14 protein-coding genes are annotated in these 15,257 nt (G+C 64.6%); 8 read left to right on the top strand and 6 right to left on the bottom strand.

The genetic code is table 11. The annotated features are described in order from the left end of the window. Positions 1-133 precede the first annotated feature (133 nt). Both ACQCSY_RS10050 and ACQCSY_RS10045 read left to right on the top strand, forming a co-directional pair. Positions 134-808, top strand: coding sequence for a hypothetical protein (locus ACQCSY_RS10050; protein WP_211882345.1), 675 nt, complete (start codon positions 134-136; stop codon positions 806-808). Between the two features lie 438 nt (positions 809-1,246). Further along, positions 1,247-2,437 (top strand): glutamate--cysteine ligase, encoded by a 1,191-nt coding sequence (locus ACQCSY_RS10045; RefSeq protein WP_427135298.1) that lies wholly within the window; start codon positions 1,247-1,249, stop codon positions 2,435-2,437. Positions 2,438-3,178: 741 nt separating this feature from the next. Here the strand turns inward: ACQCSY_RS10045 and ACQCSY_RS10040 are convergent. Beyond that, a complete protein-coding gene (locus ACQCSY_RS10040; RefSeq protein WP_427135296.1) occupies positions 3,179-4,048 on the bottom strand; it encodes a class II glutamine amidotransferase in 870 nt (289 codons plus the stop codon). A gap of 163 nt (positions 4,049-4,211) precedes the next feature. Beyond that, positions 4,212-5,612: a glutamate decarboxylase gene (locus ACQCSY_RS10035; RefSeq protein WP_427135772.1), complete on the bottom strand. Its 1,401-nt coding sequence runs from the start codon at positions 5,610-5,612 to the stop codon at positions 4,212-4,214. A 764-nt stretch (positions 5,613-6,376) separates the two neighbouring features. Between ACQCSY_RS10035 and ACQCSY_RS10030 the strand changes: the two genes are divergently transcribed. From ACQCSY_RS10030 to ACQCSY_RS10015, 4 genes are all read left to right on the top strand, one after another. Beyond that, positions 6,377-6,772: a GntR family transcriptional regulator gene (locus ACQCSY_RS10030; RefSeq protein WP_427135294.1), complete on the top strand. Its 396-nt coding sequence runs from the start codon at positions 6,377-6,379 to the stop codon at positions 6,770-6,772. Beyond that, the gene (locus ACQCSY_RS10025; protein ID WP_427135293.1) at positions 6,769-7,851 is read left to right on the top strand and encodes a DUF1648 domain-containing protein; all 1,083 of its coding nucleotides are present in this window, start codon (positions 6,769-6,771) and stop codon (positions 7,849-7,851) included. The genes ACQCSY_RS10030 and ACQCSY_RS10025 overlap by 4 nt, the downstream gene beginning before the upstream one ends. 531 nt (positions 7,852-8,382) lie before the next feature. After that, positions 8,383-10,443 carry a phosphocholine-specific phospholipase C gene (locus tag ACQCSY_RS10020; protein WP_427135291.1) on the top strand — a complete coding sequence of 687 codons (2,061 nt, stop codon included), beginning with the start codon at positions 8,383-8,385 and terminating at the stop codon, positions 10,441-10,443. Positions 10,444-10,568: 125 nt separating this feature from the next. Beyond that, entirely contained in the window at positions 10,569-11,768 is a 1,200-nt protein-coding gene (locus tag ACQCSY_RS10015; protein WP_427135289.1) for an alkaline phosphatase family protein, read from the top strand. A gap of 485 nt (positions 11,769-12,253) precedes the next feature. Here the strand turns inward: ACQCSY_RS10015 and ACQCSY_RS10010 are convergent, their stop codons facing one another. The 4 genes from ACQCSY_RS10010 to ACQCSY_RS09995 form a co-directional block, all read right to left on the bottom strand. After that, entirely contained in the window at positions 12,254-12,466 is a 213-nt protein-coding gene (locus ACQCSY_RS10010) for a helix-turn-helix domain-containing protein (RefSeq protein WP_427135287.1), read from the bottom strand. An 80-nt stretch (positions 12,467-12,546) separates the two neighbouring features. Next, complete coding sequence (locus ACQCSY_RS10005) at positions 12,547-12,732, bottom strand: three-helix bundle dimerization domain-containing protein (protein WP_427135285.1); 186 nt, start codon at positions 12,730-12,732, stop codon at positions 12,547-12,549. A 245-nt stretch (positions 12,733-12,977) separates the two neighbouring features. After that, positions 12,978-13,520, bottom strand: a complete 543-nt coding sequence (locus ACQCSY_RS10000) for a TspO/MBR family protein (RefSeq protein ID WP_427135284.1) — start codon at positions 13,518-13,520, stop codon at positions 12,978-12,980. Positions 13,521-13,710: 190 nt separating this feature from the next. Continuing rightward, on the bottom strand, positions 13,711-13,872 hold the full coding sequence (locus ACQCSY_RS09995) for a hypothetical protein (RefSeq protein WP_427135282.1): 162 nt from the start codon (positions 13,870-13,872) through the stop codon (positions 13,711-13,713). Between the two features lie 7 nt (positions 13,873-13,879). Here ACQCSY_RS09995 and ACQCSY_RS09990 point away from each other — a divergent pair, with 7 nt between their 5' ends. Both ACQCSY_RS09990 and ACQCSY_RS09985 read left to right on the top strand, forming a co-directional pair. After that, the gene (locus ACQCSY_RS09990; RefSeq protein ID WP_427135280.1) at positions 13,880-14,107 is read left to right on the top strand and encodes a hypothetical protein; all 228 of its coding nucleotides are present in this window, start codon (positions 13,880-13,882) and stop codon (positions 14,105-14,107) included. 304 nt (positions 14,108-14,411) lie between these two features. Then, positions 14,412-15,197 carry an oxygenase MpaB family protein gene (locus ACQCSY_RS09985; protein WP_427135278.1) on the top strand — a complete coding sequence of 262 codons (786 nt, stop codon included), beginning with the start codon at positions 14,412-14,414 and terminating at the stop codon, positions 15,195-15,197. The last annotated feature ends 60 nt before the right edge of the window (positions 15,198-15,257 follow it).

The following is a 15,257-nucleotide window of genomic DNA, read 5'->3' as shown; positions in this document are numbered from 1 at the left end:
AAAGACAAGCACGGACCGACTGCCTCCCGGGGGCGGCCCGTATGCATACAGTGCCCCGCAGGTCCTCTGGCCCGCACGGTAAGCAGGACTCCTGCCGGGCATACACTTTCAATCTGCCGTACATGTGAGGATCATGAAGACCACACAGCGCATCCTGACCACTGCCGCCGTCTTGCTCCTGCTGGCTACTGCCACCGGGTGTTCAACGGCGAACAAGGCGGAGACTGCGACGTCATCGGCTGCCACGGCAACCGACAGCGCCCTGAAGACCGCGAACGTCCCGGCCCCCGGCGCGGCCGTCTCCGGATGGCCGGGCGTCAAGCAGGTCCACTCGCCCGGTGTGGTCGCCATGGACGAGCAGCTGACCTCCTGCAAGGCCCAGGTCCTGGACGCCGCCAAGGGCGACTACCTCCCGGACCCTTCCTGCACCCCCGGCGCTATCGACCCGGCCGTCACCCAGGACAACATCGACTCCACGGTCTGCAAGTCCGGCTACAGCTCCACGGTCCGCCCGCCGGCCTCGGATACAGACAAGTTCAAGGCAATCAGCCTCCGTGCGTACGGCGAGCCCACCGAGTCCACCATCGAGCTGGACCACCTGGTCTCCTTGGAATTGGGAGGCACCAACTCGGCCTCGAACCTGTGGCCGGAAATGAACCATGTGGGGGCCACCGGGACGACGAACCCGAAGGATGCCGTGGAGAACACCCTGCACAAGGCGGTCTGCGACCATAAAGTGAAGCTCGCCGATGCGCAGAACGCGATCGCCAGGAACTGGACCACTGCGCTCAAGGACCTCGGCCTCTAGCCGCTGGTAGTGCTTGCTTTATCACGGATCGGGGACCAACGCGCAGAAAAGTAGCGCCAAAGGCTGCCTGAGTGTGTCGGGGTTCGTTCACGATACACAATCCGACAAGAGGGCGTTCGGGCCAGAAGGGGCATTTCATCGTCCGGTTGGGGTATACCTCAACCTGGCGTCAGGCAATTGTCCACACTCGCGACAGACTGGGGTCTGATGTGGCATTTCCCGACACCTTGCCGAGAGGATCTATGGGGCCACGCTGACACTCGCCGCCGGCGAGCCCGCAGACAGTACCTGACGATTGGTCTGCGGTCTCGATGGTGTTGGAAGTGAAATAGTGTTGAGGGCAAGGCTGGCGTTCGCTTTGGGGGAGTTCGACAGCCCCTGCGCGCCGATGCTGACTCGTGGTCGTCCGCTGTCATTTTCGTCGGTCACACTTAGCACGTGCGTACTTTTGGTGTTGAAGAAGAATTCCTGATCGTGGATCCCGACAGCGGGTACCCTCTGCCCCTGGCCGGAGAGGTGCTTCGCCTGCACGATCCCGGTCGCCAAGCGGCGAACCACCTGGCACCCCTCCAGATGCTGGCCGCCGAGCTTCACCAGGAGCAGCTCGAAGTCATCACCCACCCGCATGGCAGCCTGAGCGGACTCTCGGCCGAGATACGGGCGGGTCGGGCCTATGCCGATTCGCTGGCCCGGACGGCGGGCGCGAGGATCGCTGCCTTGGCCACGTCTCCGCTGCCGGCCATACCGCACGCCACCCGCAACGACCGCTATGACGCCTTGATGGAAAAGTACGCTCTTACGGCCCGCGAGCAACTGACCTGCGGATACCACGTCCATGTCTCCGTGGACTCCGATGAGGAAGGCGTCGCGGTCCTGGACCGGATCAGATCCTGGCTGCCGCCGCTCATAGCATTGAGCTCAAATTCCCCGTTCTGGAACGGCACAGACACCGGCTACTCCAGTTTCCGAACCCAGGCGTGGAACCGGTGGTCCACAGCCGGGCCCACAGAGGTCTTCGGCTCGGCACAGGCCTACCACTCGCTGGTGGAGGACCTGTCGGGCACAGGGGTCGTAACCAGCCCGGATTTTGACGCGCGCCTGTCCATCCGGCACCCGACCGTCGAGGTCCGGGTGGCCGATGTTTGCCTTGATACCCGCGACGCCGCACTGATCGCCGCGTTGGTGCGGGCGCTGGTGGAGACCGCCGCCCGGGAATGGGAGGCCGGACAGTCACCGGACATGGTTCCCGCCACAATCCTGCGTCAGGGAGCCTGGCGCGCCAGCCGTTGGGGCACGGACGGGGAGCTCCTCCACCCGGTAACGCACCGGCCAGACACCGCAAGAAATGTCTTCGACGCACTCTACGGCCATGTCCGGGAGGCCCTGGAAGATACCGGCGATGCCGCCTACGTCGCACAGTCACTGCAAAGGATCCTTGATCAGGGCACGGGGGCCGGCCGGCAGCGGCAAGCGTTCGACCGCCACGGCAGACTCGCCGACGTCGTCGCCCACGCCACCGGCCTCACTCACCAGGAACCCGCCGGCTACTCCAGCCTCGGCGAACCGTTCCTCGAAGGGGACGGAGAAACGACAAGCCCAAGCATGGATTTGGTCGCCGTCTCCGTCTAACGCTGGCACGAGGCGCCGTTCCGGCGACAGGACTCTTCATGGAAGCCAAAGGCCGCTGGACGGCGCCGTCCTGGGCATCGGGATGTGGAACAAATGCAGTGTTTCGTCTGGTTCTCCGTGCCCGCCGTCAAAGGACCACAATGCTGCCTGCGCTCCACCGGAGCCCCGGCCGGCAAGCGCTCACCGCGCCTAGACGACGAACGAGCCGGCCGGACGGACCTCTAGGGTCCCTCTACCGGGCCGAGGTTAACGCCCCTAAACGTCGAGCGTTTGTAAGTACTTCTGGGAAGCGTCGTGAAGCGAGTCGCGGGATCGCGGGACGCCTTCTGTCGGGCCTCGCCGAGCACCCGATACCGCGGTCCGGGCCGTAGATATAGGTAGGCATACAGCTGCGGCAGCGTTCGCTGCCATTCGAGCCGACAGCATCACCCCGGGCGACGTCAGCCGGGTCTGGATGTCGATGTTCCAGCGCGGTTACCAGTCCTCCTGCGTTCACTTCGTGAACGCAGGAGTCAACGGCCAGCTGGCCTGGAATGTGCTTCAACGGATTGATTCGATCGTAGACTGACTGGTTGCCCGCTGGCCCGTCATACCCGTCGGGCCGGCTTCAACCGGTGCTTCCCATCAACAGCCACGGATTCGCTGACGGATACCGGGACCCCTTGCGCCGTAACGCGGGCGGCAACCGGGCCGGCTGCGCCTCAGCGGCCCGGTTGCCCCCTACGGCGCAGGGGGCCGGGGTCAGGGTTTTTGAGATGCCGCGGCGGCCGGGTCAAGATCGGACAGGCTGAGCGGATGCGCCGGGGCATCCGGAAAGGGAAAGCTGGCTGTGAGTGCAAGGTTCGGGCCGACGTGCACCAGTTCACCGGCCGCCAAGGGTCGCCACCCGGGGTTCTGATCCATCGGTTCGGTGGCAATGAGGACATGCGAGGAGTTGGCGAGCTCTTCACTGCGGGCGTGGATACGCGGGCTCCGTGCGTCCAGCGGCGCTCCCTGGCCGGGGCCACCGGCGGGGTCCCGTTCCAGGACGTGCAGCTCATGGGTGGCGGGGTACCTGAGCGCCCAAAGATCCGTCGCGGTCGTCACTATGAGGTTCAGGCTTAACACGGGCAACTCCTTGGCGATCCAGGTGACTGCGCGGGTGATGCCTTCTCCGACGTCGCCGCCGGCCCGCCGGCTCTCGGCGGTGATGAGGGCAAAGAGCCGTTCGCTGTCGGTCTGTCCGTGCACGAGACCGGCGACCCCGAGCTGGGCCAGACGCTGATCGAGACGCTCGAGGCCACCGAAGGCGCCGTTGTGGGCGAACAGCCGTCCATCCTGCTCAAACGGGTGCGTGTTGACCATCGTGTGTGCACCGGTGCTGGCATACCGGACGTGGGCCAGGAATGTGGTGCTCTTCAGATCTCTGGCCTCGCGGGCAAATGCATGGTCCTCCCAGGCGGCGAGCGGTTGCTTAGCCACATGGGCTCTGCGGTCGGCGTCGTAGGTGCCGATGCCGGCGCCGTCCGGCTCGCGCCTGCTTTGGTCGGACAGGCTGTCCGGGGCGTCCAGCAGCCAGAATGTGGCACGGACGCGCCGGGGGCCAGCGTGCAGGCCGAATAGTCGGCACATAGGGGGATCCTTAGTTGGGGCCCGCTGGGCTAGGAGCGTGGGTCAGTAATGGAGACTGGTTGATGAATCCTACAAATCCGAAGCCATTTTGCGCCGAATAAGCCCAACTTCTTGTTGATTCTCAACACAAAAAATCGGCAAAATCGACTACTGACCCACGCACCTAGTGGTGGAACGCCTGAGTTTGCCCACCGTCGGGCATCGGTGCGGTGAGCGCGTCCAGATAGGCGACTTCCTTCTTCAGGTCACTCAGGAAACTGGATGCGAGGTCGCGGGTGAAGCCGTTACGGACCACGATCCTTTGCACAGTGATCTCACCCAGTCCCTCGGGCAGGGGATAAGCCGGGACGAGCCATCCGTTCATCCGCAGTCGTTCGGAGAGGTGGTGAAGGTCCCAGTTTGCCGTGTGGCCGTCAGCGAGCTGCCACGCGAAGACAGGAATGTCAGATCCGTCGCTCCACAGAGTAAAGGGCTCCATTGCTCCGATTTCGCCTGACAGAAAGAGCGCCACGTCCCGCGAAGTTGCCTGAACGGACTTGTATCCGGCAAATCCGAGCCGGAGGAAGAGGTAATACTGCAGCAGCACCTGGGCGCCGGGACGGGAAAAGTTCAGTGCGAAGGTAGGCATGTCCCCGCCAAGATAACTGACGTGGAAAATCAGGTCTTCGGGGAGCGCCTCTTCGTCCCGCCAGATGATCCAGCCAAGGCCCGGGTAGACCAAACCGTATTTGTGGCCCGAGGTGTTGATCGAAGCGACCCGCGGGAGGCGGAAGTCCCAGACGGTGTCTGGCTGCAGGAACGGCGCGATCATGGCCCCGGAGGCCCCGTCCACATGGATGGGAATATCCAGGCCGCGGCGTGCCTGGATTTCGTCCAGCGCCGCCGAGATTTTTTCTACAGGTTCGTATACTCCGGTGTAGGTCACACCCATGATGGCGACGACGCCGATAGTGTTCTCATCGACGTACCGGTCCAGATCGTGTCCGTCGAGCATCTGGTGCTCCTTCGACACAGGAACAAAACGGGCTTCCACGTCCCAGTAATTGCAGAACTTCTCCCAGCACACCTGCACCGCGGAACTCAGGACGAGGTTGGGTTTGTCCGCCGAACGGCCAGCGGAGCGTCTGGCATGCTGCCATCTGCGTTTGAGGGCCAGGCCGCCGAGCATGCAGGCCTCGGAGGAACCGATCGTTGAAGCCCCGACGGTTTTGGCCGCATCGGGCGCATTCCACAGGTCCGCGAGCATCCGCCAGCACCGCGTCTCGATCTGGGCCGTCTGCGGGTATTCATCCTTGTCGATCATGTTCTTGTCGAAGGTCTCAGCGTAAAGTTTCGAAGCTTCCGCTTCCATCCACGTGCCCACGAAGGTCGCCAGATTCAGCCGGGAGTTCCCGTCCAGCATCGCCTCGTCGTGGACAACCTGATAGGCCGTCGAGGGCAGCGACTCTCCCTCGGGAATCGTGAAACGAGGGAAGATGGTGGATTCCCCGGGCCGGCTAAACAAGGGGTTCAGCTCAACTGCGCTGTCGGCTTCATGGGTCGATGTCCGGTGTGACCTGCTGATGGTTGCTCCTTAGAAGTCGCAGCGGCGGAGCCGCGGTCTGCCCGGCCCACGCTACCTTGGGTACGCCCCGTACCCAAGCCGTGCCCTCCAACAGGTGTACCCGCTTCACCGGTGCGGTCGGGGGGTTCCGATGTTTCGTGCGGAGGTGAAACGCCGCGCCCCCGATGATCGCAGTATTGCGTGTGCCGAAGCCAATGACTACAGCGGCCGGCAGGGCGGTATCGAACCCGGACGGCGATTGCGCGATGGGAACTGTGGCGTTGGGCAGCGTGGGAACAGTGCTGGGCACGGCGGCGGGCATGGGCGCCGAGGTGGGGCGGTTGAGGGGGAACGTCAAGTCCTGCTCCGGGCGCGCGGCGGCCGCCGCCCACCGAGTGGAATGGAAGGGCTGCGGGGCCGCCCGGCACGGCACGGCACGGCCCCGCAGTGTCTGCCGGTTCGCGACGGCAGACACTCATCACCGGCAAAAGACAACTGCCGGATGCTGCGCCGTCCGTGTCGTTCCGTCAGCCCGGCGTCGAGCACTCCCACCCGCCGACCGGTCCGACGTCCGACTCACCGGACACGGTCAATATAGACCCAAGCGGTGGTCTCGCGAACAGTTCCCATTCCCGGACGGCCGATCAAACCGTCCCAGATGTGGTGTTTGTTCCCAGATCCGGCTCCCGTACTCCGCCGTGGACGCAACGTCTGGGCAGGTGGTTTGGCGTTGCCACCAGTAGCTCTTTGTTCTACAACTTATAGAGTAAAGACGGGAGGTGGGAGTGGTGATCCTTAGCGTCGATCTGGCCAGTGGGGTGCCGATCTACCAGCAGCTTCGGGACCGGATCACGGAGGCGATCGCTGAGGGCGTGCTGGTCGAGGGCAGTTCGTTGCCGGCCACCAGGGCTCTTGCTGCGGACTTCGGGATCAACTTCCATACTGTGAACAAGGCCTACGACCTCCTGCGCCAGCAGGGCCTGATCCGGCTCAACCGCAAGACCGGAGCGGTAGTGATCGCTGCTTCAGCGGACTCGCCGTTCCGCGCGGAGTGGACCGCGAGGGCACGGACGCTGCTGGCCGAGGCCGTCGCCCAGGGAGTGCCGGCGGACGAGGTTCTCACAACCTGCCGGTCCGTACTCGATTCATTTAATGCAACGCAGCCAGAGGACACGCCATGACCGTTACCATCGTCCTGATCTCCGGGTTGTTGACCCTCGTGGTCGTCGTCGCCCTGGTGCTGCCCTCGATCAACAGCCCGACCGTACCGTTCGGGGTCCGGGTACCGGCCCGGCATGCGTATGACCCGGCGGTGCTCAGGCAGACCCGCATCTACCGGCGGCGGGTGCTCTCCGGAGGGATCGTTGCGGCCGGGGCCGGCGCCGTCATCTACGGCGTGACCGGCGAAACATTGCTGCTGCCGTTGTCTGTGCTGGTGCTCGTCGGTATCTGGTATGGCTGCTTCTTCCTGGCCAACAACGAGATCCGTGCCGCGAAGGCTGCCGGGGGCTGGTTCGAGGGCGTGCACCAGGGCATTGCGGTGGATACGGGACTGCGGACCGATCCACCGCGGTTTCCCTGGCTCTGGCTGGCCCCGGCCCTGATCGTCACGATCACTACGGTGGTGATCGGCGTGATCAGCTATCCGTCGATGCCCGAGATACTCGCGGTGCACTCCGGCGCGAAGGGCGTGCCCGACCGGGTGGCCGCCAAGTCGGTCGGCACCGCTTTCTCTTTGGTGTTCGTGCAGCTCGGCATGACCGCGCTGCTCGTAGGTATCGCGGCGGCCATCTACCGCAGCCGCCCCGACATCGACCCGGCGCACCCGGTCGGCTCCTCGCGCTGGTACCGCCAGTACATGTCACTGGGCGTCAAAGCACTGCTCGGACTGGTTGCGATGATCGACCTGGGAATGCTCGGATCATCGCTGCTGATGTGGACCGGCACTCTTACGCGGTGGGCGCCGCTGGTAGTGGCGCTCCCGATCCTGGCCGCCGTCGTTGTGACCCTCGTCGTCCTGGCCAGGAACAACCGGGAGCGCGACGTCGGCGAGCGGGACACCGGCCTGACCCACCGCGACGACGACAAGAACTGGCGCGGCGGCCTCTTCTACATCAACCGCGAAGACCCCACGCTGATGGTCCCGCGCCGGTTCGGTCTCGGATGGACCCTCAACTTCGGCAACCCCGCGTCGGCGATGCTCCTGGCCGGCGTGCTCGCGCTGATCAGCCTGGTAATCATCCTGCGCTTTGACGGCTGACCCCACCACAGGTACATGAACTCGTCAGTTCGCCTGATGCCCGAATGACCGGATGACCGGATGTTGGACGGTCGTGGCCAAGGCCTTGTCACTGAAAATCCTGTCCACCCGGCCGTCTCAGCAAAGGATCCTTTGCTGAGACGGCAGTGGACGAGTGGCCGGGATCCGTTAGTTCCAAAAAAATTAGAAATAGGGCCCGAACAATGGAGTGAGAAACGCGGGCTTGTTTGACGCCCATCAGACCACCCAGCCAAAGACTTGAGTCAGGGCACAACTGATACCGGAAAACCCGGCAGACTGATGCCATGTTTGGTTGGTGAGGTCACTGGTGCCTCTAGCGGTGGACCAGTTGGTCGGGAACGTCTTTGCGTCATGAGCGTTCGTTGGGTGGAGGTTCATTGCCGGTGGTTGCTATTGGTGCTCGCCCACCGTGGGCTCCGCCGAGAGTTTGCCGTGTCGAAACCTGTGCTTTACCTGGTGCTGGAACACTGCCTCGGGGGTTTGCCAGTAATCAAGTATGAGGAGAAGTTCATGCCCGGTCTCGATCGTCGACGTTTTCTTCAGCTCGCGGGAGCGGGTGCTGCGAGCACCGCGATCGCCGAGATGCTCGGCCAAAGCGTTGCACGCGCTGCCTCGATCCCGGCCAACAGGGCCACCGGCTCGATCAAGGATGTTGAGCATGTGGTGATCTTCATGCAGGAGAACCGCGCATTCGATCACTACTTCGGCACGTTGAAGGGTGTGCGCGGGTTCTCGGACCCGCACCCCGCGGTCCTGCCCAGCGGCAAGGACGCCTTCCACCAGAACAACGGCACGCGTGATGTCCTCCCGTACCACCCGGACGCGCCGAACCTGGGCATGCAGTTCATGGAGGACCTCGACCACTCATGGAAGATGACCCACGAGGCCTTCAACGCGGGCAAGTACGACCGGTGGCTGCCCGCGAAGTCGGACGCGACCATGGCCTTTTACGGGCGCCAGGACATTCCATTCCATTTCGCCCTCGCGGACGCGTTCACGGTATGTGACCAGTACCACTGCTCAGTGCTCGGCCCCACGGACCCGAACCGCTATTTCATGTTCGCCGGCGGCGACGACCCGGAGCGCAAGGGCGGCGGCCCGGACCTGTGGAACGACGAGAAGGGCTACTGGTGGAGCACCTATCCCGAGGAGCTCGAGAAGGCGGGCGTGTCGTGGAAGGTCTACCAGGACATCGGGGAGGGCCTCGACCCGGCGCACTACGAGGGCTGGACCAACGACGCGTACATCGGCAACTACGGCGACAACTCGCTCCTGTACTTTAAGCAGTACCAGGACGCGAAGCCCGGAACTCCGTTGTACGAGAAGGCGCGCACCGGCACGAACGCCAAGGCCGGAGAGGACCTCTTCAGCATCTTCCGCGAGGATGTCGCCTCGGGGAAGCTCCCTCAGGTGTCCTACATCGTGGCCCCCGAGGCCTACACGGAGCACTCGAACTGGCCGCCGAACTTCGGCGCCTGGTACGCAGCGAACATCCTGGATATCCTCACCTCCAACCCGGACGTCTGGAGCAAGACGGCTGTGCTCTTCATGTACGACGAGAACGACGGCTTCTTCGACCACATCGTCCCGCCGCACCCGAACACCCCGCAGATCCCGGGTGCGTCCACCGTCTCGACCGCAGGTGAATGGTACGACGGCACCCCGACCTTCTACGGCAGCAAGGACGTCCCGGGACACTTCGGCCTGGGTATGCGCGTGCCGATGATCGTGGCCTCCCCGTGGAGCATGGGCGGCTGGGTCTGTTCGGAGACGTTCGACCACACATCGATCATCCGGTTCCTCGAGACCCGCTTCGGCGTCGCCTCGCCGAACATCACACCGTGGCGCCGCACGGTCAGCGGCGACCTCACCAGCGCGTTCGACTTCACCGCCGCCGGCGGCGCGGCGCCGGCCCTGCCGGACACGTCCACATACAAGCCGGCGGACCACAACCGCCACCCGAACTACGTTCCGACTCCGCCGGCCGTGAACAGTATGCCGTCCCAGGAGAAAGGCACGCGCCCGTCCCGTCCGCTCGGCTACGCCCTCGACGTCGAGGCCACCATTGCAGGCGGCACGCTCACCGCCCACTGGTCCAACCACGGCCCGCTCGGTGCGCACGTGCAGGTCCGCTCCAACCTCCTGCCGCAGGCTCCATACTCATACACCATCGGAGCCAAGGCTTCGCTCGACGCATCCTGGGCACTCGGCGCCGAGTATGACGTACACATGCACGGCCCGGCCGGCTGGTACCGGCGCCTCGCCGGCACGACCGCGGCCGCGGACCTCCGCGTGGCAGTCACCGCTGACGGCACGTCGCCGCACGCACAGTTCCGAATCGAGAACACCGGCCCCACGGGCATGGCCCTAACCCTCAAGGACGCCTACGGCGCCGGCTCCCAGACGCTCTCGCTCAACCCGGGCCAGGGCAAGACGGTCGTCATCCCGACCCAAGGCGGCTGGTACGACCTGACGATCACGTCCGCCGGCGACCCGAAGCTCATCCGCGTCCTGGCCGGCCGGCTCGAGAACAGCCACGCGCTCACAAGCGACCCCCAACTGGGCCGATGACCGCACGAGCATCGGAGCGAAGGCTGATAGCCGACGTTCCCTCCGCAGGCAACTGGGCCTTACCTTGCTGCTTTACCCGAGAAACAGGCGCTCCGTCCCGGGGCGCAACCCGAAAGGATTATTCAATGCCCAATATGTTGAAAAGCCGGAGGGCAGGCGCAGCGGCGCTTGCTGCCACCGTCGCGTTCACTGGATTCGCAGCCGTTGGTGCGGCTGCGCCCGCGGACGCGCAAACGACGTCGGGCACTGTGGCCCATGCCAGCGGGCAGGGGGCGAACGGTCCTGACCATGTTTTCGTCATCATGATGGAGAACCACGGCTACGACCAGGTCATCGGCAACACCTCCGACGCGCCGTACATCAATTCACTCGCCCAGCGCTACAACACTGCGGCGAATTACCACGGCGTGACCCACCCGAGCCTGCCGAACTACCTTGCAACCATTTCGGGAAGCCCCCAGGGCATCTGGGATGACTGCAAGGCCGGCGCGAATGTCACGTGCGCCCCCGAGGAGTTTGTCCCGGGTTCCGGCGAGGCGGGTGTCACCGGGAGCCTCACCCCGGAGCAGGCCGCCAGCGCCTCATCCACTCCGCACATGTTCTCGGGCCAGACCATTGTTGACCAGCTCGAGAACAAGGGGCTGAGCTGGAAGGCGTACATGGAGAACCTCCCGAGCGCCGGCTCGCAGGTCGAATACGCGCCTACGATCGGCTCGACAACAGTGAAGCTGTACGCGCAAAAGCACAACCCCTTCATGTACTTCTCGGACATCAACTACCCGGACAGCCCGCGCCTGCAAAACATCGTGCCGCTCGAGAACAACCTAAAGACCGACCTAGCGAACGGCACCGTGCCGAACTTCGTCTGGATCAGCCCGAACCAGTGCCACGACATGCACGGAATCTCCCCCTCCGGGGCGGCCCTCATCAACCTGCCCCAGTGCGGCTACCCCGACTCCGGCCTCGATCACGGCGCGATCCAGCTCGGGGACAACTATGTCAACCAGACGGTCCAGCAGATCATGAGCTCCCCGACGTGGAAGACGACCAAGTCCAGCATCGTCCTCGCATGGGACGAGAACGACTACTCCGGATCCTCTGGCGGCCCGGGCAGCCCGGTCGGGCAGAACGGGGCCGTCCTCGGCGGCGGCCACGCACCGATGATCGTGATCAACTCTGCTGAAGGCCCGCACAAGACGACAACCCAGCTTTCGGACCACTACAGCCTGCTCTCCACCATCGAGCACCTGTGGCACCTGGGCTGCCTGGCCAACACGTGCTCGCCCACCACATCGGGCACCTTCGAGGAGCTCTTCCGCCCCTGACCCAGAGAACGACCCCGGCGATCCCGGTCCTGATAGAAGGGGCTGAGAGGAACCGGTACATCGGCCAGGACAGACTGCCTGCCCGCACACCATGCGGGCAGGCAGTCGCGCTATCCGGCGTGGCTACTATTGGCATAAGGGGCCGCCTCGTACGCTAAGGGGTGTTCGGAGGCAGGTATCTACTCGGTCAGCTCAAGAAATGGAAGAGGAAAACTCGCTGTTTGCCAAGGCAACGCGTCACTGAGTGTCCGGAAGGGGAACCCTGATCGGTCACTGTCTCCGCTGACACAGTGCACGGTGAACTAGCCACGGGAGGCCAGGCCTCCGTGCCGCCGGTCGTCTCGGACGAGAGATCCAGTCCGTCCAAAAGGCCGGCCGGCTTTTATGCGCTGGCGCGCTCCTAGGCTAGGAGCGAACCTGCGCATGTCGCTCCGAGCTGTCCCGACCTTGAAGATCATCGACCAGGCGGACGGGGCCGCGGTGCGTCAGGCGCGGATCCGGAAACCGACGGCTGTCAGCACCTGCAGTGTCTGGTCGGGCTCGTTGTTCGTCTGGCCGCGTTCGAGGGCAACGACGAATTCGCGCGAAACGCCTGCCCTCTCAGCCAGATGGGCACGGGTCAGATGAAGTGCCTTCCGGCCTTCCCGCACGAACGTCACAGCCTCATCCGGGGTGTTGAACTCAACGGTGTCGCTCATGGTCCCTCGCCTTCGGTGGACGCCCATCCTGTCACAATGCCGCACCGATTGATCAAGTGAGCGGGCCCTTGGCTGCGCGGTCAGCGGGACAAGCGGGCCTTGGCTGCGTGCTCAACGAGAACGGGTACATAGTCACGTATCCGGCCCCCGTCCAAAGCCTGGTGTTCCTCCCGGACAGCCTGTTCAATGCTCGGGCGCGGAATATGCGGGAATCGTTCGGCGAGGCGTTCGACCACATTGTCGACGGCTTTCGATTCATCGTCCATATTCACCTCCCCAGTTTCCCGCTGGCCGCGCCGGCCGGTCACGAAACGATAACTCATCAAAGATGCCCAGCGTGGCGGTATTCGAGGAATCAGTGGGTACGCCCGCGCAGCGTGTGTGCCACCGCCGGTCCCAAAACGCAGCACGACGTTTCCCGGCCGTCCAGCCGGGGAATCCGCGGCCCCGCGCCGGCCGCCTGACGTGTCGGGCGTGGTTCAACTCGTGGCTCCCCGCAGGGGTATCGGGGTCAGTTGGTGGTTGCCGCGTAGAGGTTCAGGCTCGCGGAGAAGATGATCCAGGAAATGTAGGGGAGCATCAGGAGTCCGGCGGTCCTGCTGAGGGGGCCGAAGCGGAGAACGGTAAGGCTTACTGCAAGGGTCAGGGCCGTGATGACGAGGAAAGCCAGCCACAGGGCGGCGGTTCCGAGCATGGGATACATGCCGAAGAAGGCCGGTGCCCAGGCCAGGTTCAGGGCCAGCTGGACCCCGTAGGCCGATAGGGCGCCGCGGCGGCGGCCGGACCGCTGGCGCCATACGAGCCAGGCGGCTATGGCCATCGCCGTGTAGAGCACCGTCCAGACGGTCCCGAAGACCCAGTCCGGGGGTGTCCAGAGCGCCTTGTTAGCTGCCGCGTACCAGCCGTGGGCGTTCGCGATGATCGCCAGCGAGCCCAGGAACGACACCGCGTGGGACAGGGCAAGAAAACCCAGCAGCGCCGCAATCTGATGGCCGGTGCCCGGTTTGCCCGGCAGCGGCCGGGCGGGCACGGGTTGTTCAGATTTCGCGGGCACTGTTACACCTTGGCTAATCCCTGGGCGCCCGTCAACCCGGACGCTGCGCCGGAACCGGTATCCTCCAGGGGCAGCGGGGGGCGCAACCTGATAATGATCAATTGGAATGGCCGTGCCCCGAGAACGGGCCACCGCCGCGGTGAACGGGACGGGTCCGCTTTTCCCGGATTGAAGCGGTCCGTGTATGTGTTCAGCCGACGAGTTCGGCGCTGGACCTGCTCAATACCTTAAGGACACCGGCCACTGACTTCCCCGCGGCGGCGGCTATCAGCTCCAGCGGCATGTCTTCGGCCTGTGCGGCCTTGACTGCGGCCAACAGCGCATGGTGGGCACGGTCGGACTCGAAGTTCAAGGTCTCAATGCGCGCCGCAGCAGCCCAAATGTTTCAGGGGCCGCTCCGGCGCTTCCGGCACGTCCATGAGTTCGGGGAGGATTCCGAGGGGACCCTGATGGTGGACCGGATCGAGTTCGCGGCCCCGTTCGGTCCAGTCGGGCGGGTGGTCGAGAAACTGGTGCTGGCCGGCTACCTCCAGAAACTCATCGAGACAAGGAACCGGTACCTCACGGCGGACCCGCAGCACGGATAACGCCTCCCCTCTACCGGGCACGGGCCACCTGGCAGTCAGTTGCCGATTTGGGAACTTGCGGATCCTGGCCACTTCGCCCGCCGGTCATCTCAGCAATGGATCGTTTACTGAGACAGGGGCCGATAGTCCCTACAAAAGGTGTCCACACACTGCATCGACGCACCTGACCCCAGCAGCCGGCCGTGCCAGCGGCGCCCCTCCGGGTACGGGCCTTGCAGTGAGCCGGGGCTAGGAATGAGAACGTCCTGCCGGGGCCATCCGGACCTGCCACAGCCCCGGAAAACCGCTCGGGTACAGTGTTTGAATGGTTCGTGGACTTGCCGACATCGGGGCGGAGGGTGTTTTGCTTGCCGGCGCGGGGCGCGCCGTGTTGCTGCAGATCGCCCATCCTGCCATCGGTCATGCCATCGCTGAGCACAGCAACTTCTCCGAGCGCCCGTTGGACAGGCTCCGCAGCACGATGAGCTATGTCTACGCCGTGGTCTACGGCACCTCGGGCCAGGTGGCCGCCGTCAGGCGTGTCGTGAACCGGGCCCATGCCCGTGTCCTCCGCCAGCCGGACGCCACCTCGAGGGGGTACAACGCCTTCGATGCCGAAACCCAGCTCTGGGTAGTTGCAACCCTGTACGACACAATGGTCACGGTCCACGAGAAAATCCACGGTCCGCTCGACGACGCCTCGGCCGATGTTGTCTACCGCGAGTACGCCAAGATCGGCACTGCCCTGCAGTTGCCGGAGAAGATGTGGCCGGCTGACAGGGCGGCCTTCCGCGAATACTGGAACCGCACCCTGGCCGGACTGGAAGCCGACGAGGTCGCGGTGCGCGTCGCACGCGACCTGCTTTATCCGTCCGCCGGACCGGCCGTGATGCGCCTGGTCATGCCCCTGGCGCGCCTGATCACGGCAGGGCTCCTGCCGCGCCAGCTTCGGAAGGACTTCCGGCTGCCGTGGAACCGGCGGCACCGTCTGTGTTTCGAACGCACGATAAATCTTTTGGCCAGGGTTTATCCGCTGCTTCCGCAACGGCTCAGGCACTGGCCGAAGAACTATTACCTTGGCCAGCTCGCTCCAGCGCTGGGGCACACATAGCAAGGCCGACACCTTGCGGCTGCCCCGGAGGTAAGGGGCCGGCAGTCCAACGCCGATAAC

It is taken from the genome of Pseudarthrobacter sp. S9, from assembly GCF_050156545.1.
In the GTDB taxonomy this organism is placed as follows: domain Bacteria; phylum Actinomycetota; class Actinomycetes; order Actinomycetales; family Micrococcaceae; genus Arthrobacter.
The sequence above is the reverse complement of the archived record's forward strand: the minus strand, read 5'-3'. Positions and strand labels throughout refer to the sequence as shown.

Bases quoted from the DNA above. Each gene is read 5' to 3' on its own strand.
- ACQCSY_RS10050 (WP_211882345.1), top strand. From the start codon at position 134: ATGAAGACCACACAGCGCATCCTGACCACTGCCGCCGTCTTGCTCCTG.
- ACQCSY_RS10040 (WP_427135296.1), bottom strand. From the start codon at position 4,048: ATGTGCCGACTATTCGGCCTGCACGCTGGCCCCCGGCGCGTCCGTGCC.
- ACQCSY_RS10025 (WP_427135293.1), top strand. From the start codon at position 6,769: ATGACCGTTACCATCGTCCTGATCTCCGGGTTGTTGACCCTCGTGGTC.
- ACQCSY_RS10020 (WP_427135291.1), top strand. From the start codon at position 8,383: ATGCCCGGTCTCGATCGTCGACGTTTTCTTCAGCTCGCGGGAGCGGGT.
- ACQCSY_RS10015 (WP_427135289.1), top strand. From the start codon at position 10,569: ATGCCCAATATGTTGAAAAGCCGGAGGGCAGGCGCAGCGGCGCTTGCT.
- ACQCSY_RS10010 (WP_427135287.1), bottom strand. From the start codon at position 12,466: ATGAGCGACACCGTTGAGTTCAACACCCCGGATGAGGCTGTGACGTTC.
- ACQCSY_RS10005 (WP_427135285.1), bottom strand. From the start codon at position 12,732: ATGGACGATGAATCGAAAGCCGTCGACAATGTGGTCGAACGCCTCGCC.
- ACQCSY_RS09990 (WP_427135280.1), top strand. From the start codon at position 13,880: ATGCGCGCCGCAGCAGCCCAAATGTTTCAGGGGCCGCTCCGGCGCTTC.
- ACQCSY_RS09985 (WP_427135278.1), top strand. From the start codon at position 14,412: ATGGTTCGTGGACTTGCCGACATCGGGGCGGAGGGTGTTTTGCTTGCC.